The following is a 25,808-nucleotide window of genomic DNA, read 5'->3' as shown; positions in this document are numbered from 1 at the left end:
TTTTATATGAAATGGAATAAAAAGTTAGCACTTGGTGTTGTATTAGCAACCAGTCTAGTCACCTTGTCTGCTTGTCAATCAATTTCAAATTGGTGGAAGAATACCAAGGAAGAATGGATTGGCTTGGAAATGACAGTTCGGACATTTGATGAGAATTCTCAGTTAATAGATGAAATGTCTGGTAAGTCCTTATCGATTTCGCGGAATCAGGAATTTGACTCTGTGGATGCCGAAGGCAATTCCAATGCGGATTCGTCTGTTTTGAAGGTGACACTTGGTAATTATGAAATTGACCATGTTGGCTCTTCCTTGATTGCTGCTGAAGAGGGCTTGGAGGATTTATTTGCCAAGTATCAATCGACTGTAGATATTGCCAACTATGATCGTTCTATTCCCTTGGTTAATCTGATGGTTTCTAGCTTGAAAAATGATTTTACAGGTAAGGCAAAGGTGGTTTTGATTCGTTCGCAAAATGGCACACCATTAGCGACCTATGTTGGTGATAAGGTATCCCTTTATGCTTCTGATGCTCCAAAAACATCAGAACTACTGATAGATGGTAAACGCTTGATTATCTATCGTTGTGACTATACTATTTATGACAGAGAGTTGTTGGAGAACTAGATGATAAAAATTCAGTCAGCACAGATAGAAGATGCCGCAGATTTGGTGGCTATCTACGCTCCTTATGTTGAAAACACAGCCATTACTTTTGAAACAGAGATACCGACAGTTGCAGACTTTGCCGGTCGGATCGAAAAGACCTTGGAGAAGTTTCCCTATCTGGTAGCAGTAGAAGAAGGACAAATTCTAGGCTATGCTTATGCCTCAACCTATTATGCCCGTGCGGCTTACGATTGGACGGTGGAATTATCCGTTTATGTTAGTAGAGAGGTGCGTGGTAAAGGGATTGGAAGTCTTTTGTATGCTGCCTTGGAAGAGGAATTGACGGTGCGTGGATTTAAAAACTTTTTAGCCTGTATCGCCCTGCCCAATCCAGTCTCGCTTGCTCTCCATGAGAAGAGGGGATATGAGCAGGTGGCTCATTTCAAAAAAGTTGGTTATAAATTTGATAGCTGGCATGATATTGTCTGGCTTCAAAAATCTCTTGTAGGTAAGCAAAATGAAGATTGACGAATTAGAAAAACGTTTGTTGGCTGTGGCGGATGCCAGTCAGGCCCAGCCTATGAAGGCTTATATGAAAAACAATTTTGACTTTCTGGGTGTGCGAACTCCTGACCGCCGAAAAGTTGCTAGGCAATTTTTCAAAGAATTTAAGTCTCAGGGCATTGACTGGGAGTTTGTAGAGGCTTGCTGGTCTAAGCCCTACCGTGAATTTCAATATATCGCCATTGATTATCTGGTCACCAAGAAAAAAGACTTGGTTTTAGCCGACCTGCCCCGTTTGAAAAAACTAGCCCAAACAAAGTCATGGTGGGATAGTATTGATGGACTGGACAAGCTAGTTGGTAAGATTGTTTTGGACAATCCAGAATCCAAACAGACAATCTTGGAATGGAGTTTGGATGGTGATTTCTGGTTGAGACGGATTGCCATTGACCACCAACTCTTGCAAAAAGAAAAGACAGATACAGAGTTGCTGGAGACAATCTTGGTCAATAATCTTCATCAGACTGAATTTTTCATCAATAAGGCGATTGGCTGGAGTTTGCGGGATTATTCCAAGACCAATCCTGAATGGGTACGAGTTTTTCTTGCCAAGTACAGCTCACAAATGGCAAGCTTGTCCATTCGTGAAGCCAGTAAGTACATCTAGGAGGAATTTTGTCTAAAGTATATGAATTTGAAGCAGTCATTCATCCAGTACCAGATAAGGGCGGAGCCTACGTTATTTTTCCCTATGATATACGAGAGGAATTTGGAAAAGGCAGAGTAAAGGTACATGCGACTTTTGATGAACATCTTTATGATGGTTCAATCGTCAATATGGGAATTAAGGATGAAGCAGGCAATATCTGTTATATTATTGGCGTTCAAAAGGCTATTCGAGCGGCTATTGGAAAACAGGCTGGTGATAGAGTTCAGGTGACTATTCAAGAACGCTTGGATTAGTGTGACTTGCAAATTTTTTAGATTATGGTAGAATAGGTTCATGCGATGAGCCGAGTAGTGGTGGGATTAAGGTTCAGCACACTTCTAAGAGTTCGTGTCAACATCTCAGCGCAGTGGTTGATTGGCAGATTTGTTCGTATTTTATACTCTAAATCTGACCATTACGACTGTTGCGAACAAAGTTTGCTCTATTTCCAACCTCAAAAGGTTCACTGAACCTTTTGAGCTATGCGGGGTGGGAGTGAAACAGTCTGGGGATAGACTGTTTCAGCTCAACAACTGGAAATAAGGACTTGTTGACGAACTCTTGGTTGACAAGTTGAGTTCTTTCCCACTCCCTTCGACGCTAGGGAGGTCTTCATTTAATTGAAACGCAGGAGCGGACCTTGGTTAGATGCTGTGAACCTTCTAACCTCATCGGAAACGATGCCCTTGCCCACCTTTTAGGTGGGCTTTTTTTGCACACTAAGTGAGACTGGGCAAAAAGCCCAATGTCATTAAGTTAACTAACCTATCACGTTTTGTGGTGGGTTAGTTTTTATGTTACACTAAAATAAAAAGGGAAAAGTCATGCTAGATCAGATTAAAGCTCATTTACTTGATAGTATTAACGACATCGTTTCTAGTGCCAATCAGTTTGTGCTTCATCCTGAAAAAGATTTTAGTCGGCAAAGTCAGCTAACTATGAAAACCATGATTCAAGCCATACTGACCATGGGAGGCAATACCTTATCTAAAGAGTTACTTGACTTACATTTACCAGTTACCCAATCTGCCTTTGTTCAACGGCGGTATCAGATTAAACACCAAGCTTTTAAAACACTTTTTAGGGATATTACTTCTAAAATTCCAATCTCTGATAATCTCCCTATCCTGGCTGTTGATGGCAGTGATGTGATTCTACCAAGAAATCGTTTTGATAAAACGACCTCTTTTCAAACTGGACCACATCACACTCCTTACAATCTCATTCATATTAATGCTCTCTACAATCTCGAACAAGAGATGTATCATGATTTACGGATCCAAGATAATCGAGAGGTTGATGAACGTGCGGCTTTTATTGATATGATGAAGAACTCTTCTTTCAAACAAGCTCTGGTAATAATGGATAGGGGGTATGAATCCTACAATGTCATGGCTCACTGCCAAGAAAGAAATTGGTCCTATATTATTCGTATTCGTGACGGGAATCATTCTATGAAATCAGGATTTAACCTCCCTGACACCCCTTGTTTTGATGAGGCATTTGACCTAAACATCTGTCGCAAACAAACCAATGACATGAAAGAACTGTATCGAGACTTCCCTAATCAGTATCATTTTTTACCTCATAATGCTTCCTTTGACTTTTTACTAAACTCTAGCCGAAAAAGCGACCCAGTTCAGTTTTACGAACTTCATTTTCGAATGGTGCGTCTCGAAATCAAGCCAGGTTTCTTTGAAACTTTGGTGACAAACACCGATTATTCTCCAGAAAAATTAAAAGATCTCTATGCCTACAGATGGGGCATAGAGACCAGTTTTCGTGACCTAAAATACAGTATCGGTCTGACTCATTTTCATGCAAAAAAGAAGGAAGGGATTCTCCAAGAAATCTACGCTCGCTTTATCAATTTTAATGTTTGTAAATGGCTAACCTCACACGTTACCATTAAAACATCAAAGTTAAAACAGACTTATAAAATTTGTTTTTCAGACGCTGTTTATGCCTGTCGAAAATTTCTTAGAAACAAACTCACTTCCTTCCAATTAGAAACCTACATTGCCAAGCATTTATCCATCATCCGACCCAATCGAACGCTCCAAAGAAAGATAAAAAGCAAGGCACCTGTAAGCTTCACTTATAGAGTAACATAATAGTTGAAAAATAGGGTTAAAAAACCTCCTTTTTGTGCGCCCTAAATACAAAAACTATTCCCGTTTTGTCATGAACTGCTCAGACGAGAATAGTTTCTTTAGCTGCTTAAATGCTTAACTTAATGACATTGGGCAAAAAGCCCTGCCCACTTCTCAGTGTTCATGTCAACATCTCAGCGCAGTGGTTGATTGGCTTTAACAGTCCAGTGGACTGTTAAAGGTTGGAGATAGGATTTGTGAAGCAAATCTCAGCAATTCGTGTTTTACACTCCAAATCTGGCCATTACGACTGTTGCGAACAAAGTTTGCTCTATTTCCAACCTCAAAAGGTTCACCGAACCTTTTGAGCTGTGCGGGGTGGGAGTGAAACAGTCTGGGGATAGACTGTTTCAGCTCAACAACTGGAAATAAGGACTTGTTGACGAACTCTTTTTGACTTAGTCGAGTTCTTTCCCACTCCCATTTCAGTATGTGATTTCTATAGGAATGCTATTGGCTCAGCCGAGGAAGTTTTTGTATTTCTCAAAGTTAGAAATAACAGTTGATATTATGTTTGATGAAGATTGCTTGATAGTCTTTTAAATCTTCTGGATGGAGAGCCTTGACATCGGTCATAGCATAGGTTCGATTGAGAAGCTTATACTTATTTTCTCCAAATTGATGGAAGGGGAGTAGTTGAACTTTGTCAATCTTGAGTTGATTAAAGAGACGGGCGAATTGTTCAGCATCTTCGAGGGAATTATTAAAGTCAGGGATAACAGGGATACGTAGGACGATTTCTTTCCCGATGGAAAAGGCGTATTGGATATTTTGTATGATAAGGTTATTGTTGATGCCGGTGACTTTTCTATGAGAAATTGTATTGTAATGTTTTAAATCAGTATAGATAAAGTCAACGTATTGGATAAGGTCAACAAATTTGCGGTGTTCTACGAAAGCGGTGGTTTCAATAGCGGTATGAAGGCCGTGTCTTTTTGCCTCCATAAGAATAGCTTTCGCAAACTCATATTGGGCAAAAATTTCTCCGCCAGACAGCGTGAGCCCACCACCAGATTCTTCGTAAAAATCAATGTCTTTCATGACTTCGGATATGATGTCATCAACAGATTTTTCTTCTCCCATGATGGTCATTTTTTTACTAATAGCATCAAGCATGGGTTCAGGTTTTCGTTTTTGAGATTCTGGATTTGCACACCAAGGACAACGTAGGGGGCAGCCTTTCAAGAAAACCGTCGTACGTATACCTGGACCGTCATGGAGTGAAAAATGTTGAATGTTAAAAATAATGCCTTTTCGTGTATTCATGCTCTTTCTCCTTTTCGATTAATTTGATTTTATCACACAAAAGAAAGTTTTACAATTACGAACGTAAGTTGAAAAGTTGCAAATAGTTGAAAAAGAGTCAAAATTTGATAGAATAATGATGAGGTGATGAAATGGAACGATTAGATAAAATTATACAACTGGTATCACAACATGAAAGAATAGATGTCAATAGTTTGGCGGAGCAACTGGACGTTTCTAAGGTAACCATCCGTAAAGATTTAGATAAGTTAGAATCAAAAGGTTTATTACGTAGAGAACATGGCTATGCTGTTCTAAATAGTGGTGATGACCTTAATATTCGGATGTCCTTTCGCTATGACGTAAAAAAACGAATTGCAAAAGAAGCAGCAAATCTTATTGCCGACAATGAAACGATTATGATAGAGTCTGGGTCAACTTGTGCTCTCTTGGCAGAAGAAATTTGCAAAACCAAGAGAAATGTGACCATCATAACAAATTCTTATTTTATAGCCAATTATGTGCGACAATATGATAGCTGTCAGATTATTTTATTGGGTGGTGAGTTTCAAAAAGATTCCCAAGTAACAGTTGGGCCGCTCTTGCATAAAATGATTCAGTTTTTCCATGTTGATAAGGCTTTTGTAGGAACTGACGGCTATGATAGTGAGCATGGTTTTACAGGTAAAAACTTAATGCGAAGCGAAGTAGTGCAGTACATGTCTGACGTTGCTGAAAACATGATTGTGCTAACCGATTCTAGTAAATTTACAAAACGAGGGACAGTACGCAGATTTGGTTTAAGTCAAATTGCTCAGGTCATTACAGATACGTCGATTTCTGAAGATCTTGTCAAGGAATTAGAAAATGCTAGAGTCACAGTAAGGCTAGTTTAGGTTGGGGGCAGTATGAAGCAAGAAAAAAGAAGGCAGTTGGCAAAAATAGCCTATCTTTACTACGAAGAGGGGAAAAGTCAAGCTGAGATTGCTGCTGAGACAGGAATTTATAGAACGACAGTCAGTAGAATGTTGACCAAGGCTAAGTCAGAAGGCATTGTAAAAATAGAAATTCAAGATTTTGATAGGCGCCTATATCGACTAGAAAAATATGTTCAAGAAAAATATGGATTAAAAGGTTTAGAACTGGTTGAAAATAGCACCGATGAGGACCAGCTTGATTTAGAAAATCGTCTGGCACAGGCTGCAGCCGATATGCTTACCAATCTCATTGATGATGGAAAGAAAGTTGGTTTTTCATGGGGGAGAAGCCTCAGTCTTATTGTAGATAAGATAGGAAATCATCGTATGAAAGGTGTCAAATTTGTTCCAATAGCTGGCGGTCCAAGTCATATCCACGCGCGTTATCATGTGAATACTCTGATTTACGATATGGCCAATAAATTTCGTGGAGAATGTAGTTTTATCAATGCGACGATTATCCAGGAGAATCAAGAACTTGCTCAAGGTATTCTTTCTTCTAAATATTTCGAGGAGCTATGTGCTGACTGGAAGGACTTAGATGTAGCAGCAATAGGTATTGGCGGTCGAGTCGATGAAAAAAATCGTCAATGGTTAGATATGTTGACGACGGCTGATTTTCAAGCCTTGTCAGATGAAGGTGCCGTTGGTGAAACCTGCTGTCGTGGTCTGAATCAATACGGACAAGCTGTTGTTGAGGATTTGCAAAAGAGGACCATTGCCATCTCTTTAGATGATTTAAAAGAAGTTCCAGATACCATAGCTCTTGCATATGGGGAGGAAAAGGCTCAAGCCATTTTAGCTGTATTGCGAGCTGGCTACATTCATCATCTGGTAACAGATGAACGAACCATCGTAAAAGTTTTAGAACTGGATAATGATGTGCATGTCCATACAAATTTGTAAGAGAGTACTTCAATCGCTTAAAGGTGGTTGAAGTATTTTTTATCCCCAAAATGCACAAAAGTGCAGAAATATATTAAAATGGAAAATGTTCTATAAATATATTTACGCTATAAAGAGAAAATGATATGATTTAGTTACGAAAGAAATATAATAACTTACAAATAAAACAAATCGGAGGAAAAAGAAATGGAAATGATTGTTGCAGATCAATTGATCATGGGATTGATTATTTATGCTGGAGATGCGAAAAGTCACGCCTACCAAGCTTTGTCGCTTGTCAAAGCAGGTGAAGAAGAGCGAGCAGAAGAGGAATTAGAATTGGCAGATGCAGCATTATTAGAAGCTCACAATATGCAGACAAAATTCTTAGCACAGGAAGCTGGGGGAGCAAAATCTGATATTACAGCACTATTTGTCCATTCGCAAGATCATTTGATGACATCTATTACAGAGATCAATTTGATTAAAGAAATCATTGATTTGCGGAAAGAACTAAAAAAAGTTGGCTAAAACAAAAAAATTATATTTAGGAGGAAACCGAAATGGTTAAAATCGCTCTATTTTGTGCCGCTGGTTTTTCTACAGGCATGTTGGTAAACAACATGAAGATTGCAGCAGCAGACGCAGGTGTCGAAGTAGAAATCGACGCGCATTCCCAAGGGAAAATTGCAGATTACCTTGACGAAATTGATGTAGCTTTACTGGGACCACAAGTAGCATATACGCTTGATAAGTCAAAAGCGCTCTGTGATGAAAAGCAAGTCCCTATTGCCGTGATTCCAATGGCAGACTACGGGATGTTGGACGGGAAAAAAGTTCTTCAATTGGCACTCAGCATGGTTTCATAAAGGAGTATGGTCATGTCCAAAATTGATACACAAAAAATTATTGTCCCAATCATGAAATTTGTGAATATGAAAGGGATCATCGCTCTAAAAGATGGTATGTTGGCTATCTTACCTTTAACAGTAGTCGGTAGTATTTTCTTAATTTTGGGGCAATTGCCTTTTGAAGGCTTAAATGCTGCAATAGCTTCTATATTTGGAGCGGAATGGACTGAACCGTTTATGCAAGTCTATAGCGGAACCTTTGCGATTATGGGCTTGATTTCTTGTTTTGCGATTGGTTATTCTTACGCCAAAAATAGTGGAGTTGAGCCTCTCCCTGCGGGCGTACTGTCCTTGTCTTCATTCTTTATCCTCTTGAAATCATCTTATATTCCAGTTGATGGAGAACCAATCGGTGATGCCATCGCAAAAGTATGGTTTGGTGGTCAAGGAATTATCGGTGCGATTATTATTGGTTTGGTAGTGGGCGCTATCTATACGACTTTTATTCAGCGTCATATTGTTATCAAGATGCCTGAACAAGTACCGCAAGCAATTGCCAAGCAGTTTGAAGCTATGATTCCAGCTTTTGTTATCTTTTTGCTATCTATGATTGTTTATATTGTTTCCAAGATGGCGACAAACGGTGATACATTCATTGAAATGATTTACGATGTGATTCAAGTGCCACTACAAGGTTTGACTGGTTCATTACCAGGTGCGATTGGAATTGCTTTCTTCATTTCCTTCCTCTGGTGGTTTGGTGTACATGGCCAGTCAGTTGTCAATGGTGTCGTTACTGCTTTACTATTGTCAAACCTCGATGCCAATAAGGCCCTTTTAGCAGCAGATAAATTGTCTCTGGAAAATGGCGCCCACATCGTGACCCAACAATTCTTAGATAGTTTCTTGATTATGTCAGGTTCAGGTATTACCTTCGGTATTGTTTTTGCAATGCTATTTGCCGCTAAATCAAAACAATATAAGGCTCTTGGTAAGGTAGCGGCCTTTCCTGCACTCTTTAACGTAAATGAACCAGTCGTCTTTGGTTTTCCAATTGTGATGAATCCTGTTATGTTCTTACCATTTGTCTTGGTACCGATCTTAGCGGCTTTCATTGTCTACGGTGCAATCTCAATAGGCTTTATGCAACCATTTTCAGGTGTGACCCTACCCTGGTCTACTCCAGCAATCATTTCTGGTTTTATGGTGGGTGGTTGGCAAGGTGCAGTTGTTCAAATCATTATTTTAGCTGTCTCAACTATTGTTTATTTCCCATTCTTCAAAATCCAAGATAAGATTGCCTATGAAAGTGAAATGAAAGAACCAGTTTAGTCAATGATGTCAGACAAAAGAGTTGCACAAATGTGCAGCTGGCTTCGGAAATCTTAGCGCTCACTAGCATCAATTGACAATAACCCCTATTACAGGATATACTTAATTTACAAACGAAACAAAATTAAGTTTCGAAAGAAAGGGTAAAACTATGAAAACAGTGACTGAAGTAGCTGGCACTAGCATTAAAACTGAGTATTTTGGAAGTCTGACTAATCGGATGAACAAATACAGAGAAGATGTCCTTGATAAGAAGCCCTATATTGACGCGGAACGGGCTGTTTTAGCAACAAAAGCCTATCAAGAACATAGAGAGAAGCCCAATGTATTAAAAAGGGCCTATATGCTCAAGGAAATATTGGAGAACATGACGCTTTATATTGAAGAAGAAAGTCTGATTGCAGGTAACCAAGCTTCTTCAAATAAAGATGCTCCCATCTTCCCAGAATATACCTTGGAGTTTGTATTGAATGAATTGGATTTATTCGAAAAGCGGGATGGGGATGTCTTCTATATTACCGAGGAAACTAAGGAGCAGTTGCGCAGCATCGCTCCATTCTGGGAAAAGAATAATCTTCGTTCACGTGCAGGTGTCTTGCTTCCAGATGAAGTTCAAGTTTATATGGCAACTGGCTTCTTTGGTATGGAAGGTAAGATGAACTCTGGCGATGCCCACTTGGCTGTCAATTACCAAAAGGTATTGGAACAAGGTTTGCGTGGTTTTGAGGAGCGAGTTCGTGCAGCAAAGGCTAAGCTTGATTTGACGGATCCTGCAAGTATTGATAAGTACCATTTCTATGATTCAATCTTTATCATCATTGATGCGGTGAAAGCATACGCAGATCGTTTTGTCGCCTTGGCTACTGAATTGGCAGAGAAAGCACCAACAGCTCAACGCCGTCAAGAACTACTGGAGATTGCACGGATTTGTGCGAAGGTGCCGTATGAACCTGCTGAAACATTTGCAGAGGCAGTGCAATCTGTCTGGTTTATCCAGTGTATCTTGCAAATCGAGTCGAATGGACATTCTCTATCCTATGGACGTTTCGACCAATACATGTATCCGTATGTAAAAGCTGATTTAGAAGCAGGACGTGAAACGGAAGACAGCATCGTCGAACGCTTGACTAACTTGTGGATTAAGACCATTACTATCAACAAGGTTCGTAGTCAATCACATACCTTCTCATCTGCTGGTAGTCCACTATACCAAAATGTAACCATTGGTGGACAAACACGTGATAAGAAGGATGCTGTCAATCCACTTTCTTACTTAGTATTGAAATCTGTTGCCCAAACACACCTGCCACAGCCAAACTTGACTGTTCGCTATCATGCAGGCCTAGATGCTCGCTTCATGAATGAATGTATCGAAGTCATGAAACTTGGTTTCGGTATGCCTGCCTTTAACAACGATGAAATTATCATTCCATCCTTTATCGAGAAAGGTGTCTTGGAAGAAGATGCCTATGACTACAGTGCGATTGGCTGTGTAGAAACGGCTGTTCCTGGTAAATGGGGATACCGTTGTACAGGTATGAGCTATATGAACTTCCCGAAAGTTTTATTGATTACCATGAATGATGGTATCGATCCTGCATCAGGCAAACGGTTTGCACCAGCCTTTGGTCACTTCAAAGATATGAAATCCTTTGAAGAGCTTGAAACGGCATGGGAAAAGACACTTCGTCATCTAACACGGATGAGTGTCGTCGTTGAAAATGCAATTGACATTGCTTTAGAAAGAGAAGTACCAGACATTCTCTGCTCAGCTCTGACAGATGACTGTATCGGTCGTGGCAAGCACCTGAAAGAAGGTGGAGCGATTTACGATTACATTTCTGGTCTGCAGGTTGGCATTGCCAATTTATCTGATTCTCTAGCAGCAATCAAAAAATTAGTCTTTGAAGAAGGACGATTGACTCCAGAAGAATTATGGCATGCATTAGAAACAGACTATGCTGGGGAGCGTGGTAAAGAAATCCAGGAAATGTTGATTGAAGATGCACCAAAATATGGTAACGATGATGATTATGCCGACCAGTTGGTGACAGATGCTTACAACATTTATGTGGATGAAATTGCCAAGTACCCCAATACTCGCTTTGGTCGTGGTCCGATTGGTGGTATCCGTTATTCAGGTACATCATCCATTTCAGCCAATGTTGGACAGGGGCGTGGTACGTTGGCAACTCCAGACGGTCGCAATGCAGGCACACCGTTGGCAGAAGGTTGTTCTCCATCACATAATATGGATAAAAATGGACCGACATCCGTTTTGAAATCAGTTACCAAATTACCAACACATGAAATTGTTGGAGGCGTTCTACTCAATCAGAAGGTCAATCCACAAACACTTGCCAAAGAAGAAGACAAACAAAAATTAATTGCCCTCTTGCGGACATTCTTTAACCGCTTGCATGGCTATCATATTCAGTACAATGTTGTCTCTCGAGAAACCTTGATTGATGCACAACTACATCCTGAAAAACACCGTGATTTGATTGTCCGTGTAGCAGGTTATTCAGCATTCTTCAATGTATTGTCGAGAGCAACACAAGACGACATCATTGGTCGTACAGAACATACATTGTAAAAGAGGTTATTATGGAATTCATGCTGGACACCTTAAATATAGAGGAAATACGAAAATGGGCTGAGGTTCTACCCCTTGCGGGGGTGACCTCAAACCCAACGATTGCGAAGAAAGAAGGTGACATTGACTTTTTTGAACGTTTGCACCTTATCCGTGATATCATCGGACCAAATGCTTCACTACATGTGCAAGTTGTGGCAAAGGATTATGAAGGGATTTTGGCAGACGCTAAAAAAATTCGTGAATTTGCACCGGAAAATGTCTATATTAAGGTTCCGGTAACGCCTGCTGGTTTGGCTGCTATGAAAACATTGAAAGCGCAAGGTTATCAGATTACAGCAACAGCGATTTATACCGTTTTTCAGGGCTTGTTAGCTATTGAAGCGGGTGCAGATTACTTAGCGCCGTACTACAATCGCATGGCCAATCTGAATATTGATTCGAATGCGGTCATCGCTCAGTTATCAGAAGCGATTGATAGGGAGTGTTCGGAAAGTAAAATTTTAGCGGCATCATTCAAAAATGTGGAGCAAGTAAACCAAGCATTTGCAAATGGGGCGCAGGCTATTACGGCAGGTGCAGATATATTTGAAGCAGCCTTTTCTATGCCATCCATTGAAAAGGCGGTAAATGATTTTGCAGATGATTGGTCTGCCATTCATGGAAGGTATACTATCTAAACATTTCTATATTATAAAATAAGGGGGCACTATGAAACAATTCTCAGGTCTTTCACGCACTATCCAAGGAAATCATCTTTTAGACACTTGTGCGATTGACATTTTGAAAATAGGTCATCGCCCCCTTGTTTTATGTACAAAACAGGAGTATAATACGACTGTAGAAAGTTTTGTGAAAGTTTTAACTTGTCATGGACTTATTGTTAAAATAGCCTATATGGAGGAGTGGGACCAGAACTCGGTTGAAGAATGTGGGGAGGTTGGTTTCCGACATCGTGCAGACCATATTATTGGCATTGGTAATAGTTCCGTGGCAGCTTGTACAAAGGCTGTTGCAGATTTACTAGACTTGCCAGCTGTTCTTATACCGACTTCGCCGCTTGCCACTCTACCTCGGGTATCGTTGGAAAATAAGAAAAGAGAGCGACCATTGTTTAATGAGTCCATCCAGCTAATTATAGCGGATAGGGAGCAATTATTGATACAAACTACCTCGGAGTTGATAAATGGATTGGTCAACACTCTTCTTTATCTAGCAGCCATAAAAGAAGTAAAAAGAAATCATCTATTCAGCTTGGTAGATGATATTCTTATCAGAGGTTTTGAAAGCGTTTTATTAAGAAGTAGTCTTCAAGCTATAGAGAATTTTGAAGCCCGAATATTATCAAAAGAAGTACAAGATGTCTTAGAAGTTCTTTCTACTTGTGTAACATTAGACCTACCTAGTGATGCTTGGGACGTGATTCAACAAATAGAATCAAAGCTCAGCGAAAGAAGAGAGGATTTAGTGGATGAGCCATTGAAACGAAATGTTGTCCTCTATTTGTTTTTGACCTATTTGACTCAGGAATCAGAAGAATTTCAAGCCAGGCTGAAGTGGTGTCAACAGTTGCTTTTGTCTGCAAACTCTAGCAATCTATTGTTGCTGGAGGCCGTTTTCAAGGAAATTGCACTAGAGATAGGAGAAGATGGCTCGACACGTTGCTAGTAGGCATCGCTGTACAATGGCAATGTTTAAAATACGGGCTCATGCCTCTTGCTTTCGGCAATGCTAACTGTCGTTTATTACTCAATATAACACTATCTATTATTTCAAGGAGGAATTCTTATGAAAGTATTTGCAAGTCCATCTCGCTATATTCAAGGTAAACATGTCCTTTTCCAAGGTGCAGAAGCTATCGGAAAATTAGGAACAAAGCCTTTGATTCTTTGTGATGATTTAGTATATGGGATTGTCGGTGAGAAGTTTTTGTCCTATCTCGTTGAAGAAGGGATGCAAGTCCATCGTGTTGCCTTTAATGGAGAAGCATCTGACAAGGAAATCCAGCGCGTCGTAGAAATCGGAAAAGAACAGGCTAGTGATGTCGTAATCGGTCTAGGTGGTGGTAAGACAATTGACTCAGCCAAGGCGATTGCTGATTTACTAGGGGTGCCAGTTGTCATTGCTCCAACAATTGCTTCAACAGATGCTCCGACATCTGCTTTATCTGTCATTTATTCTGAAGAAGGGGCGTTTGAACGCTATATTTTCTATAAGAAAAATCCAGATCTTGTCTTGGTAGATACAGCGATTATTTGTCAAGCACCGCCACGTCTTTTGGCTTCTGGTATTGCGGATGGCTTGGCGACGTGGGTAGAAGCGCGTGCTATTTTACAAAGCAATGGAACAACAATGGCAGGAGGAGGTCAGACACTTGCTGGTATCGCTATTGCGCAAGCCTGTGAACAAACACTCTTTGAATATGGACTTCAAGCCATGGCCAGCTGTAAAGCCAAGGTTGTGACAGCTGCTTTAGAGAACATTGTTGAAGCCAATACCTTGCTAAGTGGTTTAGGCTTTGAAAGTGCAGGTTTGGCCGCGGCGCATGCGATACACAATGGATTCACCGCCTTGGAGGGAGACATTCACCATTTGACACATGGTGAAAAAGTGGCTTATGGGACCTTGACCCAGCTCTTCTTGGAAAACCGTCCGAAAGAAGAATTGGAAAAATACATCCGTTTCTATCAAGCCTTGAGTCTTCCAACAACTTTGGAGGAGTTACATTTGGCTGATGCTGGTTATGAAGATCTATTGAAAGTCGGCCAACAAGCGACGATTGAAGGAGAAACAATTCACGGTATGCCATTTGCTATTTCAGCAGAAGACGTTGCAGAAGCTCTGATGGCTGTTGACTACTATGTTCGCTCGTTAGATAAATAAGAAGAGCATTCACAGTTGAGCATGTCCATCTAAACTTGTGAATAGAGGTTCGAAGTAATTGCCTTGGGAAATTCTTTCTCAGGGCTTTTCATTTTATAAAATTATGGTATAATTATGAAATAACAAATATTTAGAAAATTTTGAAGAATTGATTTAAAGGAGATTTCTATGGCTTATGTAGTAGCTGTTGTTGGTGCGACTGGTGCAGTTGGTGCCCAAATGATTAAAATGTTGGAAGAATCAACTCTTCCAATCGAGAAAGTACGTTTCTTGGCATCTGCCCGTTCAGCAGGCAAGACCTTGCAGTTCAAGGGACAGGACATTGTCATCGAAGAAACAACAGAAACAGCTTTTGAAGGAGTCGATATTGCCCTCTTCTCAGCTGGTGGCTCTACATCTGCCAAGTACGCTCCTTATGCTGTGAAAGCTGGTGCAGTTGTCGTTGATAACACCTCTTATTTCCGTCAAAATCCAGATGTACCTTTGGTTGTTCCTGAGGTGAATGCTCACGCGCTTGATAATCACAATGGTATCATCGCCTGCCCTAACTGTTCGACCATTCAGATGATGGTTGCTCTTGAACCTGTTCGTCAGAAATGGGGCTTGGAGCGCATCATCGTTTCGACTTATCAGGCAGTTTCTGGTGCAGGTATGGGAGCTATCTTGGAAACCCAAGCTCAATTGCGTGCAGTCTTGAATGATGGAGTAGAGCCAAAAGCGGTAGAAGCAAATATTCTTCCTTCTGGTGGCGATAAGAAGCACTATCCAATCGGTTTCAATGCTATTCCGCAAATCGACCTCTTCACTGAAAATGACTACACTTATGAAGAGATGAAGATGACAAAAGAGACTAAGAAAATCATGGAAGATGACAGTATTGCTGTTTCTGCAACCTGCGTCCGCATTCCAGTCTTGTCAGCTCACTCAGAGTCTGTTTACATTGAAACAAAAGAAATTGCTCCAATTGATGAGGTGAAAGCAGCTATTGCAGCTTTCCCAGGCGCAGTTTTGGAAGATGATGTGGCAAACCAAGTCTATCCACAAGCTGTCAATGCAGTTGGTAGCCGCGATACCTTTGTCGGTCGTATCCGTAAGGACTTGGACAAGGAAAACGGTATTCATATGTGGGTTGTCTCTGACAACTTGCTTAAAGGTGCAGCATGGAACTCTGTTCAAATCGCTGAAACCCTTCATGAGCGTGGTCTAGTTCGTCCAACGGCAGAATTGAAGTTTGAATTGAAATAATTTTATTAACCAAAAGTACACAAAAGGCTGCACTCAGCCTTTTTTAGCAACAATCAGTAAGAGAGGAAGCCTATGTCTATTCAAGATTTGCGTGATGTAAAAATTATTACGGCTATGATTACGCCCTTTAAAGAAGATGGTGCAATTAACTATGATGTATTACCAGATTTGATTGAGCATCTGTTGTCCCATCATACAGAAGGGATTTTATTAGCAGGAACAACTGCCGAAAGTCCAACCCTGACACACGAGGAAGAACTGGAACTATTTGGTGCTGTGCAAAAAATTGTCAATGGTCGTGTTCCCCTAATTGCAGGTATCGGTACAAACGATACGCGCGACTCGATTGAGTTTGCCAAAGAAGTGGCGGCATTCGGAGGCTTTGCGGCAGGGCTTGCTATCGTGCCTTACTACAACAAACCCTCTCAAGAGGGAATGTATCAGCACTTCAAGGCTATTGCGGATGCCTCTGATTTGCCAATCATTATCTACAATATCCCAGGTCGTGTCGTGGTCGAAATGACGCCAGAAACCATGTTGCGTTTGGCTGAGCATCCAAACATCATCGGTGTTAAAGAGTGTACAAGCCTTGCCAACATGGCTTACCTAATTGAGCATAAACCAGAAGACTTCTTGATTTATACAGGTGAGGATGGCGATGCTTTCCATGCAATGAACTTGGGAGCAGATGGTGTGATTTCTGTTGCATCTCACACGAATGGTGATGAAATGTATGAGATGTTTACTGCTATTGAGCAGCAAGATATCCGAACAGCAGCTGCCATTCAACGCAAGTTTATTCCGAAAGTTAATGCTTTATTCTCTTATCCAAGTCCTGCACCAGTTAAAGCAGTTCTTAACTATATGGGATTTGAAGTTGGTCCACTCCGCTTGCCGTTGGTTCCATGTCCAGAAGAAGATGCCAAACGCATTATTAAAGTTGTCGTTGACGGTGACTACGAAGCGACCAAAGCCACAGTAACAGGAGTCGTAAGACCGGATTATTAAAATAGTCAGGGGAGTGACTATTTTAACGTGAGCCTTGAAATAAGAGAGCGAACAATGTCTGGGGGAGTGGATTAAAACAGTCAGGGAAGTGACTGTTTTAACCCGAGCCTGAAAATACGACAGCGAGGCTTGTTTGGGGGATACGAATAAACCGGTGGTCTATTCGTACCTGAGCCTGAAAACAAAAAAGTGAAGTACATCAGCTGGTCACCAAGAAATATGAAAGTGACCATAGAAGACCCGAGCCAAGAAACTGGAAAGCGAGGATAGTCTACGGATAGACTGTTTTAACGCGAGCCAAGAAACAAGAGAGCGAACAATGTCTGGGGGAGTGAAACAGTGCGGGGAACTGTTTCAGCTGGTCACCAAGAAATATGAAAGTGACCATAGAAGACCCGAGCCTAGAAATGCGAAAGCGAGGACAGTCAGGGGAGTCGTTTTATTTAAGTTTACACAAGCACATCAGTTATCTGGTGTGCTTTTTAGTTGCAAGCCTTTTCAATTTTTTGGCATTCTTGATATAATGACTAAAAACGATAAAAGGATTAAGTATGAATATTGTTATTATAGGTGCCTCCTTTGCTGGTTTAAGTGCAGCTTTAGAATGTCGAAAATTGTATCAGAATGCTCAAATAACACTAATTGATAGAGAAAAAGATGTGGCTTACTTTCCAAATACCTTGAATTGGAAAGTGGCAGGAAAAATTTCTGGTTGGGAAGAAGCGAAGATTTCTTTGTTCAGCGAGGTGCAGCATGCAGCTATTTCTTGTCTTTTTGAAACAGAATGTCTCGCAGTTTATCCCGAAATGCGAAAGGTAAAGATACGGCATCATCAAGATATAGGTGATATTATTTATGACCGGCTAATATTGGCTATGGGAGCTAGTCAAACATGGGAATGGGGAACGGAAGAACTTCAAGACTATCTAATTTGCTCAAAAACGCTATCTCAAGCACAAGCTAGTCTAGAGAAATTGACAAATGCAAAAACAGTTGCAGTGATTGGGGCAGGACAGATTGGTTTGGAAAGCTTGGATGCCCTTAGCCAGTTGGATTTGAATTTGCATGTGTTTGAGGCGCAAGATTCACTCCTTGCAAAGTACGTTGATGAGGATATGATTGCGTCGATTCGTCAAGAGATGGAAAAAAGAGGAATCCAACTTCATTTATCTGAAACAGTCAATCAGATAACGATTGATACTCAGGAAGAACAGCTGGTTTGTCATACAGTCACAGGTAATTATCCAGCTGATTTAGTCTTGCCATCCACCAATTTGACGCCCAATATTCAGCTAGTGAAAGACAGGCTAAAAGTGACTGCAGAAGGGACTGTATGGGTGGATGAGTTTCTTGAAACAAGTCAAGAGAATATTTTTGCTGTAGGTGATTTGGTCAGTCTCCCAGTAGATTATTTTGGCCAGGCATATCTTCCGATGATTCATCATGCGATTATGACAGGGAGGATGGCTGCTCGAAATTTGCAAAAGAGGATTGCTCCTATTAAGAGAGCCCAGCGGATTGTTTCTAGTCATGTATTTGGCTATTATATAACTAGCCTTGGCTTGACCGAGAGTGGGGCGAGCTTGTGGTTGGAGAGTAAATCGATCCGGATTAGAAGGTCATATAGCCAGTGGGAACCAACTTTAGTAGATTTCAAGCTGATTGTCGAAGAAACGAGTGGGCGCATCATAGGGGGACAACTCGTTTCTACTGCAGATTATATTGAACAGATGGATGTACTGTCTCTAGCGATTTCAAAGGATTTGACCGTCTTTGACTTGGTAGAACATTCTTGGCTCTGTCTTCCTGGAAATACTCCTCTGGTCCCCTTCATCGTAGAGGCCGCTCAAGAGTATATTCGGCAATTTTATCAGGTTGATGGGGAGGGTGTCTATGCGGATTGATTCCTTATTGGAAAAGCGTGAGCGCGCCATTTATCAGCTTCTCCTCTACTTAGAAGATAGGAAAGAGGCGCCATCGCTAAAGGATATTTGTCACTATTTAGAATTGTCAAAATCAACTCTTCTTCGCTATATTGTATCTTTCAATGAAGAAGAGGAAGTAACCGACTTGGGACTCTCTTTTCAACTCGAAGATGAAAAGGCCTTTTTGAAGAAAAAGACCAGTTTGAGTCTTCATCGTATCCTAGCCTATCTCTGTCAAACCAGTACCAAATATCAAATTATTGTTTATTTATCTGATAAGGAAGAGGTTTCTATTCAACAGCTGGCTCAAGAATTGCTGATAAGCGAAGCGACTTTGAATCGCCATCTTGCCTCTTTGAACCAGATATTGGCAGAATTTGGTATTGGAATCAAAAGTGGTCGTCTAAAAGGTAGTGAGCTTCAAATACGGTACTTTTTACATCAAATGTTGAGTTTGACTACTACGAGAGCGGAATTACAAGAAGAGTTTATGCTAGGGAAAATAGAGGCTTTATTGCCGGTTTTCGAACGCTTCTATCAATCGCCGCTCAATCCCAAGCAAGCCCATCGTCTGTTGTTGTGGTTAATGATTTCACAGCAACGCTCTCGATTGCGACAGCTAGATTTTAAGCATCTTTACAAATTGATGGAACCCTATCAAGAACATAAGTTTTACCGACGTTTGAGAAAGATGTATTTTACACTAAGTCAGCAACAATCCACCTCTTTCCAAGAAGGGGAGATTATGGCGTTGTTTGCTTTCCTGTTTAGCCATTTCATTTTAGCGCCGCATCAATTAGAGCAGGTTCTTGGTTTCGGTGGGCCGATTATGGAAGCTACCTCTTTGGCTCTTCAGAAATTACGGTTATATTTTGAGGAAAATTTACCAGTCTCAGAAGAAGCACTCTATCATCTGAACCAAATTATGAGCCAGCTATATTTCTTTTATTCTTCCGTTGAACTGGAAGAAGTAGAAGCTTCTAGTTTCTATCCAGAAGCAGAAGACTTGCTAAAAGATGTCTATAAATCAGTCTTTCGTAGAAAAGTCGATAAAGAAATAAGGAACTCTTATCTGACAAATATTGCGGATTTGTATATTTATTTTAGTCAGGTCCAGCCTATACAGGTCAAGGTTGCTTTTGCTTCTTCCCTACATGAGGTTCTATCCTATCCTCTCTTGTTGCAACTAAGGGAGAAGTTAGAAGGCAATCGTCAGGTTCTTATTGAACCTTATCAAGCAGGATATGACTATGATTTGATCATTACAGATTACCTCGAAAATACAAGCGTTCCAGTTTATTGCCTAGGAAATCGATTGAAAATCCAAGACATCGTACAATTAAAGGCATGGATACAGGATATATATCATCAAAAGTCCTGTCAATCAGAGATTATGGCGACCAAAACTTCTTTTCCTATCGAGCATCGCTAGATGATGTCAGATAGTCTTTGTGAAAAATGTAAGTGCATTTAACCTTGAAAAATTTATTTTATAAACTCTGATAACAGTTGATAGAATCATCTTTCTAGCCACTGCTTATCAGATTTTTTTATTTTTTTGAAAAAAATGATAGGAAAAATTCACAAGAATGGGTTAGAATAGAATTACCAAGAAAACGGAAGCGTTTTCAACAAAAGTAAATAAACAGGAGGGAGACCTATGTCTACTGAAAAATACATCATGGCCATTGACCAAGGAACTACTAGTTCACGTGCCATTATCTTCAATAAAAAAGGTGAAAAAGTTGGCAGTTACCAAAAAGAGTTTACGCAAATTTTCCCTAAACCAGGTTGGGTTGAACATAACGCCAATGAAATTTGGAATTCTGTTCAGTCTGTGATTGCAGGGTCCTTTATCGAAAGCGGTGTTCGTCCTGATCAGATTGAAGGAATTGGTATTACGAACCAGCGTGAAACAACCGTTGTCTGGGATAAGGAAACAGGTCTTCCAATCTACAATGCCGTTGTCTGGCAATCTCGTCAAACAGCTCATATTGCTGACCAGCTGAAGGCGGATGGTCATGCAGATATGATTCATCAAAAGACAGGTCTAGTAGTCGACGCCTACTTCTCAGCAACCAAAGTTCGTTGGATTTTGGACCAAGTTCCTGGAGCGCAGGAACGTGCTGAAAAAGGTGAGATTCTCTTCGGAACCATTGATACTTGGTTGGTTTGGAAATTGACTGATGGGAAATGCCATGTGACGGATTATTCAAACGCAGCTCGTACCATGCTCTACAACATTGAAGAGTTGAAATGGGATGATGAAATTTTATCTCTTCTCAATATTCCAAAAGCCATGTTGCCGGAAGTTCGTTCAAACTCTGAAGTTTATGGCACAACAGCTCCATTCCATTTCTATGGCGCAGAAGTGCCAATCTCTGGCATGGCAGGTGACCAACAGGCTGCCTTATTTGGACAATTAGCATTTGAGCCAGGTATGGTGAAAAATACTTACGGAACTGGTTCCTTCATCGTGATGAATACAGGTGAAGAGATGCAATTGTCACAGAACAACCTTCTCACAACAATTGGATATGGTATCGGCGGCAAAGTCTATTATGCGCTTGAAGGATCTATCTTTATCGCTGGTTCGGCGGTTCAATGGCTCCGTGACAGCATGCGAATGGTGACTACATCACCTGAGTCAGAAGAGCTTGCTCGTAAGTCTACCAGCAATGATGAAGTCTATGTTGTTCCAGCCTTTACAGGACTTGGTGCTCCGTATTGGAATTCTGGTGCGCGTGGTTCAGTATTCGGCTTAACTCGTGGAACAACTAAAGAAGACTTCGTCAAAGCAACTCTTCAATCCATTGCCTACCAAGTTCGTGATGTTATTGATACCATGCAATTGGATACAGGTATTGATATTTCTGTCTTGAAGGTTGACGGTGGTGCAGCTATGAACAGCCTCCTCATGCAATTCCAAGCAGATATTTTGGGTATTGAAATCGCACGCGCTCAAAACCTTGAAACTACAGCTCTTGGAGCAGCATTCTTAGCAGGTTTAGCAGTTGGTTTCTGGAAAGATTTGGATGAATTGAAAGAACTCAACGCTGTCGGCCAATCCTTCCAACCAACCATGAACGAAGCTCGTAAAGAACAACTTTACAAGGGATGGAAAAAAGCTGTCGCAGCAACTCAACTATTTGCAGAAGTGGATGAGGAGCAATAAAGGACTTGTTAGCTAGGGGAAAGAAGGCTTTCCTCTTGTTAGACAGTCCTATTCGAAAGTTAGGAAGTGAATCGTATGGAATTTTCAAAAGAAACAAGACGCTTAGCTATTGAGCGAATGCAGGATCGTCAACTTGACCTCTTGATTATCGGGGGTGGTATTACAGGTGCTGGTGTGGCTTTACAGGCAGCTGCAAGTGGCATGGAAACAGCCTTGATCGAAATGCAAGACTTTGCAGAAGGAACATCCAGCCGTTCAACAAAATTGGTTCACGGTGGTCTTCGCTACCTCAAACAATTTGACGTGGAAGTGGTATCCGATACCGTATCTGAACGTGCTGTAGTACAAAATATTGCCCCACATATTCCAAAGCCAGACCCGATGCTCTTGCCAGTCTACGACGAGCCAGGTTCAACCTTCAGTCTTTTCCGTTTGAAAGTGGCTATGGACCTCTATGATCTCTTGGCTGGTGTTAACAATACGGACCTTGCCAATAAGGTCTTGACTAAAGAAGAAGTACTTGAACGTGAACCAAACTTGAAGCAAGAAGGTTTGATTGGTGGCGGTGTCTATCTTGATTTCCGTAACAATGATGCCCGCTTGGTTATTGAAAATATCAAACGTGCAGCCAAGGATGGTGCCTTGATTGCCAGCCGTGTCAAAGCTGAGAAATTCATCAAGGATGAGGCTGGAAAAGTTGTCGGGATCGTCGCTCGTGACTTACTGACAGACAGCACCTTTGAAATCCGTGCGCGTTTGGTCATCAATACAACAGGACCATGGAGTGATGAAGTGCGTAATCTTGGAGGAGAAGGCTCAGGTGTTCTCCAGATGCGTCCAACCAAGGGTGTGCACCTTGTTGTAGATAGCTCTCGCCTGTCTGTTCCACAACCAACCTACTTTGACACTGGTCACGCTGACGGCCGTATGGTTTTTGTCCTTCCACGTGAAAATAAAACTTATTTTGGTACGACAGATACAGACTATACTGGTGATTTGGCAAATCCAATGGTAACCCAAGAAGACGTTGACTACCTGCTTGATATTGTCAACAATCGCTTCCCAGAAGCAAATTTGACCTTGGATGACATTGAGAGCGGTTGGGCAGGTCTTCGTCCCCTCTTGTCTGGAAATGGTGCTTCTGACTACAATGGTGGCAACAACGGAAAACTCAGTGATGACAGCTTTAATAGCTTGATTGAAACAGTTAAAGGTTATTTGAACAATGAAAAGACACGTGACGATGTGGAACATGATTTGACACATTTGGAAGGTAGCGTTTCTGAAAAACACTTGGATCCTTCAGCTGTATCACGTGGCTCTGCCCTTGACCGTGATGACAATGGTTTGCTGACTCTTGCTGGTGGTAAGATTACTGACTTCCGTAAGATGGCGGAAGGTGCAATTGAAAAAGTGGCAGACATTCTCAAAGAAGAACATGGTCGCAGCTTCAAACTCATCAATTCTAAGACCTATCCAGTCTCTGGTGGTGAATTGAACCCTGCAAACGTAGCAGAAGAAATTGAACATCTTGCTCAACTAGGTGTGAAGAAAGGACTTGTCTATGATGATGCGCTTTACTTGGCAAACTTGTACGGCTCAAATGCGCCAAAAGTCTTTGCCTTGAACCATAAAGTAGAAGCCGTTTCTGGCTTGAACAAGCGTGACTTGCTTTCCCTTCATTATGCTATGAAGGAAGAGATGACCTTGACCGCAGTTGACTATCTTCTCCGTCGTACCAACTACATGCTCTTTATGCGTGAGCAGTTGGATGCGGTAGCACCAGACGTTTTGAAAGAAATGGCAGCTTACTATGCTTGGTCAGAGGAAGAAGTTGCTCAACAGGAACAATTGTTGGCAGATACACTTGTTAAGAATGATTTGACTTATTTGAAAGAAAAATAGAAAGAGGTACATGATGACAAATGAATTAATCGGTGAAGTACTGGGTACTGCCTTGCTGATATTACTTGGTAATGGTGTGGTAGCAGGAGTAGTACTAGATAAGAGTAAGGCCAAGGATGCTGGTTGGATTGTAATCACAATTGGTTGGGGTCTAGCAGTAGCCATGGCAGCTTTTGTGAGTGGTTTATTGGGACCTGCCCACCTCAATCCAGCTGTATCAATTGCCATGGCCTTAGCAGGAAATCTCCCATGGGGGTCTGTAGTCCCTTATATCCTTGCTCAATTTATCGGAGCTTTTATCGGTAGTATCCTAGTTTACCTCATGTACAAGGATCACTACGACGCTACTGAAGACACAGCTGCTGTATTGGCAACCTTCTCTACTGGACCTGCCATCCGGAACTTAGTTTCTAATACAATTAGCGAAGCAATCGGAACCTTTGTTTTGGTCTTGGGACTACTGGCTTTCGGTCAGTATGATTTTCCAACAGGGCTTGGCACTTTAATCGTCGGTGGTTTGATTGTTTCCCTCGGAGTTTCTCTTGGTGGTCCAACAGGATATGCCCTAAACCCTGCGCGTGATCTTGGTCCTCGTATCATGCATGCCATCCTTCCATTGAAGCACAAGGGCGATTCAGATTGGGGCTATGCTTTGGTACCAGTAGCTGGTCCAATCATCGGAGGTTTGCTTGCGGCTGTCCTTTATGGTCTCATTTTTTAAAAAATATCCTTCTCTAATCAGCAATGGTTAGGGAAGTTTTTTATTATTTGGCTGTCAATCGTGAGCAAAAGTTTGTTTTATATCAATAATTAGCGATAAAATAAATCTATCAACATCAGTGAGGTCATCTTATGAACAATACAGGTATTCATCACATTTCAAGCTTGGTAGGAAATATTCATCAAGCCTATCATTTTTATCATCATATTCTCGGCTTAAAATTGACCTTGAAAACTGTCAATCAAGAAGATTCAAGCATGTATCATCTCTTTTTTGGTGATGATGAAGGTCGTTTTGGAACGGAATTTACCATTTTTGATATGCCCATCATCCTAGACATCGGCTTGGCAGCAATCGTTTGGAACGAACCGTTTTTCTGGTTAAAGATTTTGCTGCCTTGGAATTCTGGCAGAAAAGACTGACAGAGTTTGAAGTGGAAAACGAAGGAATTCAGGCTTTTGGAAATGGGCATATTCTGAATTTCCAAGATGAAGATGGACAGCTGCTTGGCTTGACCTATCATAATGCTATCGGAGAAATGTTTCCGTATAAAATAGATGAAATTCCGTCGGAATACGCCATCCTTGGCATAGCCAGTCTTCACATGCGGATTCGTGAAGAAAAGGAATTGTTATCTTTACTGACAGAGACTTTTGGTTTCGTCGAGGAAGGTCGATTTGTCTTTGAGGATAAGTTAGTGATTTCTCTTCTCTTTGACAACATCTTCCAGCATCGCCTGTATTTGATTTTAGACCAAGAGTCTCCAATCAGTGTATTGGGAGTTAGGGCTATTCATCATATTGCATTTGGTGTCTTAGATGAGTCTGATTTGGAAGATTTGATTAGCCGATTAAATCTCATCAATCGTCCACATTCTGGTATCATTAATCGAGATTTCATTCATTCCTTGTACTTCCGAGCGCCCAATTATCTCATGTTTGAGGTCGCGACCATGGCTGGCGAAAGAGAGGCTACCATGCCAAGACAAGATAAGCTGCTAGATAAAGTTGAACTGTTCTTGCCAAGTTTCTTTGAAGAGGATAGACAGGAAATTGAAAAAACTCTCTTCCAACGTTATTAGGAGAAAT

At 41.1% G+C, this 25,808-nt stretch carries 24 protein-coding genes; 23 read left to right on the top strand and 1 reads right to left on the bottom strand.

Annotation, left to right across the window (positions count from 1 at the left end):
• Nucleotides 1-6: 6 nt before the first annotated feature.
• The 5 genes from PHA78_RS06135 (at nt 7) to PHA78_RS06115 (ending at nt 3,933) form a co-directional block, all read left to right on the top strand.
• The gene (locus tag PHA78_RS06135) at nt 7-624 is read left to right on the top strand and encodes a DUF5052 family protein (RefSeq protein ID WP_099808892.1); all 618 of its coding nucleotides are present in this window, start codon (nt 7-9) and stop codon (nt 622-624) included.
• On the top strand, nt 625-1,134 hold the full coding sequence (locus PHA78_RS06130; RefSeq protein ID WP_099808893.1) for a GNAT family N-acetyltransferase: 510 nt from the start codon (nt 625-627) through the stop codon (nt 1,132-1,134). It begins immediately after the preceding gene.
• The gene (locus PHA78_RS06125; protein ID WP_029176671.1) at nt 1,124-1,777 is read left to right on the top strand and encodes a DNA alkylation repair protein; all 654 of its coding nucleotides are present in this window, start codon (nt 1,124-1,126) and stop codon (nt 1,775-1,777) included. The genes PHA78_RS06130 and PHA78_RS06125 overlap by 11 nt, the downstream gene beginning before the upstream one ends.
• An 8-nt stretch (nt 1,778-1,785) precedes the next feature.
• Nucleotides 1,786-2,073 carry a DUF1905 domain-containing protein gene (locus tag PHA78_RS06120; RefSeq protein WP_024376535.1) on the top strand — a complete coding sequence of 96 codons (288 nt, stop codon included), beginning with the start codon at nt 1,786-1,788 and terminating at the stop codon, nt 2,071-2,073.
• A 570-nt stretch (nt 2,074-2,643) separates the two neighbouring features.
• On the top strand, nt 2,644-3,933 hold the full coding sequence (locus PHA78_RS06115) for an IS4 family transposase (protein ID WP_099809121.1): 1,290 nt from the start codon (nt 2,644-2,646) through the stop codon (nt 3,931-3,933).
• 528 nt (nt 3,934-4,461) lie between these two features.
• Here PHA78_RS06115 and PHA78_RS06110 read toward each other — a convergent pair.
• On the bottom strand, nt 4,462-5,238 hold the full coding sequence (locus PHA78_RS06110; protein WP_024376534.1) for a glycyl-radical enzyme activating protein: 777 nt from the start codon (nt 5,236-5,238) through the stop codon (nt 4,462-4,464).
• Nucleotides 5,239-5,369: 131 nt separating this feature from the next.
• Between PHA78_RS06110 and PHA78_RS06105 the strand changes: the two genes are divergently transcribed.
• The 18 genes from PHA78_RS06105 to PHA78_RS06020 all read left to right on the top strand — a co-directional run bounded on the left by PHA78_RS06105 (nt 5,370) and on the right by PHA78_RS06020 (nt 25,801).
• Complete coding sequence (locus tag PHA78_RS06105) at nt 5,370-6,113, top strand: DeoR/GlpR family DNA-binding transcription regulator (protein ID WP_029185351.1); 744 nt, start codon at nt 5,370-5,372, stop codon at nt 6,111-6,113.
• A gap of 12 nt (nt 6,114-6,125) precedes the next feature.
• A complete protein-coding gene (locus PHA78_RS06100; protein ID WP_029176674.1) occupies nt 6,126-7,100 on the top strand; it encodes a sugar-binding transcriptional regulator in 975 nt (324 codons plus the stop codon).
• Between the two features lie 186 nt (nt 7,101-7,286).
• Nucleotides 7,287-7,610, top strand: coding sequence for a PTS lactose/cellobiose transporter subunit IIA (locus tag PHA78_RS06095; protein WP_011922241.1), 324 nt, complete (start codon nt 7,287-7,289; stop codon nt 7,608-7,610).
• Nucleotides 7,611-7,642: 32 nt separating this feature from the next.
• A complete protein-coding gene (locus PHA78_RS06090) occupies nt 7,643-7,948 on the top strand; it encodes a PTS sugar transporter subunit IIB (RefSeq protein ID WP_002935430.1) in 306 nt (101 codons plus the stop codon).
• A gap of 12 nt (nt 7,949-7,960) precedes the next feature.
• Nucleotides 7,961-9,262 carry a PTS sugar transporter subunit IIC gene (locus PHA78_RS06085; RefSeq protein WP_099806983.1) on the top strand — a complete coding sequence of 434 codons (1,302 nt, stop codon included), beginning with the start codon at nt 7,961-7,963 and terminating at the stop codon, nt 9,260-9,262.
• 151 nt (nt 9,263-9,413) lie between these two features.
• The gene (locus PHA78_RS06080; protein WP_024376529.1) at nt 9,414-11,858 is read left to right on the top strand and encodes a glycyl radical protein; all 2,445 of its coding nucleotides are present in this window, start codon (nt 9,414-9,416) and stop codon (nt 11,856-11,858) included.
• Nucleotides 11,859-11,869: 11 nt separating this feature from the next.
• Nucleotides 11,870-12,538, top strand: coding sequence for a fructose-6-phosphate aldolase (locus PHA78_RS06075; RefSeq protein WP_024376528.1), 669 nt, complete (start codon nt 11,870-11,872; stop codon nt 12,536-12,538).
• Between the two features lie 31 nt (nt 12,539-12,569).
• A complete protein-coding gene (locus PHA78_RS06070; RefSeq protein ID WP_024376527.1) occupies nt 12,570-13,526 on the top strand; it encodes an iron-containing alcohol dehydrogenase in 957 nt (318 codons plus the stop codon).
• A gap of 120 nt (nt 13,527-13,646) precedes the next feature.
• Complete coding sequence (locus PHA78_RS06065; RefSeq protein WP_024376526.1) at nt 13,647-14,741, top strand: glycerol dehydrogenase; 1,095 nt, start codon at nt 13,647-13,649, stop codon at nt 14,739-14,741.
• 168 nt (nt 14,742-14,909) lie between these two features.
• Nucleotides 14,910-15,986 (top strand): aspartate-semialdehyde dehydrogenase, encoded by a 1,077-nt coding sequence (locus PHA78_RS06060; RefSeq protein WP_002943623.1) that lies wholly within the window; start codon nt 14,910-14,912, stop codon nt 15,984-15,986.
• A 72-nt stretch (nt 15,987-16,058) separates the two neighbouring features.
• Nucleotides 16,059-16,994: a 4-hydroxy-tetrahydrodipicolinate synthase gene (gene dapA / locus PHA78_RS06055; RefSeq protein WP_024376525.1), complete on the top strand. Its 936-nt coding sequence runs from the start codon at nt 16,059-16,061 to the stop codon at nt 16,992-16,994.
• A 551-nt stretch (nt 16,995-17,545) separates the two neighbouring features.
• Entirely contained in the window at nt 17,546-18,898 is a 1,353-nt protein-coding gene (locus tag PHA78_RS06050; protein ID WP_105127817.1) for an NAD(P)/FAD-dependent oxidoreductase, read from the top strand.
• Nucleotides 18,888-20,351: a helix-turn-helix domain-containing protein gene (locus PHA78_RS06045; protein ID WP_099780022.1), complete on the top strand. Its 1,464-nt coding sequence runs from the start codon at nt 18,888-18,890 to the stop codon at nt 20,349-20,351. The genes PHA78_RS06050 and PHA78_RS06045 overlap by 11 nt, the downstream gene beginning before the upstream one ends.
• A 228-nt stretch (nt 20,352-20,579) precedes the next feature.
• Nucleotides 20,580-22,094 carry a glycerol kinase GlpK gene (glpK, locus tag PHA78_RS06040; RefSeq protein WP_029185355.1) on the top strand — a complete coding sequence of 505 codons (1,515 nt, stop codon included), beginning with the start codon at nt 20,580-20,582 and terminating at the stop codon, nt 22,092-22,094.
• A gap of 75 nt (nt 22,095-22,169) precedes the next feature.
• Nucleotides 22,170-23,999 (top strand): type 1 glycerol-3-phosphate oxidase, encoded by a 1,830-nt coding sequence (gene glpO / locus PHA78_RS06035; protein ID WP_099778419.1) that lies wholly within the window; start codon nt 22,170-22,172, stop codon nt 23,997-23,999.
• Nucleotides 24,000-24,012: 13 nt separating this feature from the next.
• Complete coding sequence (locus PHA78_RS06030; RefSeq protein ID WP_099778418.1) at nt 24,013-24,720, top strand: MIP/aquaporin family protein; 708 nt, start codon at nt 24,013-24,015, stop codon at nt 24,718-24,720.
• A gap of 131 nt (nt 24,721-24,851) precedes the next feature.
• Nucleotides 24,852-25,142: a VOC family protein gene (locus PHA78_RS06025; RefSeq protein WP_228377818.1), complete on the top strand. Its 291-nt coding sequence runs from the start codon at nt 24,852-24,854 to the stop codon at nt 25,140-25,142.
• A complete protein-coding gene (locus PHA78_RS06020) occupies nt 25,079-25,801 on the top strand; it encodes a 2,6-dichloro-p-hydroquinone 1,2-dioxygenase (protein WP_238140345.1) in 723 nt (240 codons plus the stop codon). Before PHA78_RS06025 ends, PHA78_RS06020 begins: the two co-directional genes overlap by 64 nt.
• Nucleotides 25,802-25,808 lie beyond the last annotated feature (7 nt).

The organism is Streptococcus sp. HN38 (genome assembly GCF_028335765.1).
Lineage (GTDB): Bacteria > Bacillota > Bacilli > Lactobacillales > Streptococcaceae > Streptococcus > Streptococcus suis_P.
This window is presented reverse-complemented; position numbering and strand designations above follow the sequence as displayed.

Excerpts from the sequence above, each read along its gene's own strand:
- PHA78_RS06065 (WP_024376526.1), top strand. The coding sequence starts at position 13,647 with ATGAAAGTATTTGCAAGTCCATCTCGCTATATTCAAGGTAAACATGTC.
- PHA78_RS06070 (WP_024376527.1), top strand. The coding sequence starts at position 12,570 with ATGAAACAATTCTCAGGTCTTTCACGCACTATCCAAGGAAATCATCTT.
- PHA78_RS06045 (WP_099780022.1), top strand. The coding sequence starts at position 18,888 with ATGCGGATTGATTCCTTATTGGAAAAGCGTGAGCGCGCCATTTATCAG.
- PHA78_RS06110 (WP_024376534.1), bottom strand. The coding sequence starts at position 5,238 with ATGAATACACGAAAAGGCATTATTTTTAACATTCAACATTTTTCACTC.
- PHA78_RS06115 (WP_099809121.1), top strand. The coding sequence starts at position 2,644 with ATGCTAGATCAGATTAAAGCTCATTTACTTGATAGTATTAACGACATC.
- PHA78_RS06095 (WP_011922241.1), top strand. The coding sequence starts at position 7,287 with ATGGAAATGATTGTTGCAGATCAATTGATCATGGGATTGATTATTTAT.
- glpO (WP_099778419.1), top strand. The coding sequence starts at position 22,170 with ATGGAATTTTCAAAAGAAACAAGACGCTTAGCTATTGAGCGAATGCAG.
- PHA78_RS06125 (WP_029176671.1), top strand. The coding sequence starts at position 1,124 with ATGAAGATTGACGAATTAGAAAAACGTTTGTTGGCTGTGGCGGATGCC.
- glpK (WP_029185355.1), top strand. The coding sequence starts at position 20,580 with ATGTCTACTGAAAAATACATCATGGCCATTGACCAAGGAACTACTAGT.
- PHA78_RS06025 (WP_228377818.1), top strand. The coding sequence starts at position 24,852 with ATGAACAATACAGGTATTCATCACATTTCAAGCTTGGTAGGAAATATT.
- PHA78_RS06105 (WP_029185351.1), top strand. The coding sequence starts at position 5,370 with ATGGAACGATTAGATAAAATTATACAACTGGTATCACAACATGAAAGA.
- dapA (WP_024376525.1), top strand. The coding sequence starts at position 16,059 with ATGTCTATTCAAGATTTGCGTGATGTAAAAATTATTACGGCTATGATT.
- PHA78_RS06080 (WP_024376529.1), top strand. The coding sequence starts at position 9,414 with ATGAAAACAGTGACTGAAGTAGCTGGCACTAGCATTAAAACTGAGTAT.
- PHA78_RS06050 (WP_105127817.1), top strand. The coding sequence starts at position 17,546 with ATGAATATTGTTATTATAGGTGCCTCCTTTGCTGGTTTAAGTGCAGCT.
- PHA78_RS06060 (WP_002943623.1), top strand. The coding sequence starts at position 14,910 with ATGGCTTATGTAGTAGCTGTTGTTGGTGCGACTGGTGCAGTTGGTGCC.
- PHA78_RS06075 (WP_024376528.1), top strand. The coding sequence starts at position 11,870 with ATGGAATTCATGCTGGACACCTTAAATATAGAGGAAATACGAAAATGG.
- PHA78_RS06090 (WP_002935430.1), top strand. The coding sequence starts at position 7,643 with ATGGTTAAAATCGCTCTATTTTGTGCCGCTGGTTTTTCTACAGGCATG.
- PHA78_RS06030 (WP_099778418.1), top strand. The coding sequence starts at position 24,013 with ATGACAAATGAATTAATCGGTGAAGTACTGGGTACTGCCTTGCTGATA.
- PHA78_RS06130 (WP_099808893.1), top strand. The coding sequence starts at position 625 with ATGATAAAAATTCAGTCAGCACAGATAGAAGATGCCGCAGATTTGGTG.
- PHA78_RS06135 (WP_099808892.1), top strand. The coding sequence starts at position 7 with ATGAAATGGAATAAAAAGTTAGCACTTGGTGTTGTATTAGCAACCAGT.
- PHA78_RS06100 (WP_029176674.1), top strand. The coding sequence starts at position 6,126 with ATGAAGCAAGAAAAAAGAAGGCAGTTGGCAAAAATAGCCTATCTTTAC.
- PHA78_RS06085 (WP_099806983.1), top strand. The coding sequence starts at position 7,961 with ATGTCCAAAATTGATACACAAAAAATTATTGTCCCAATCATGAAATTT.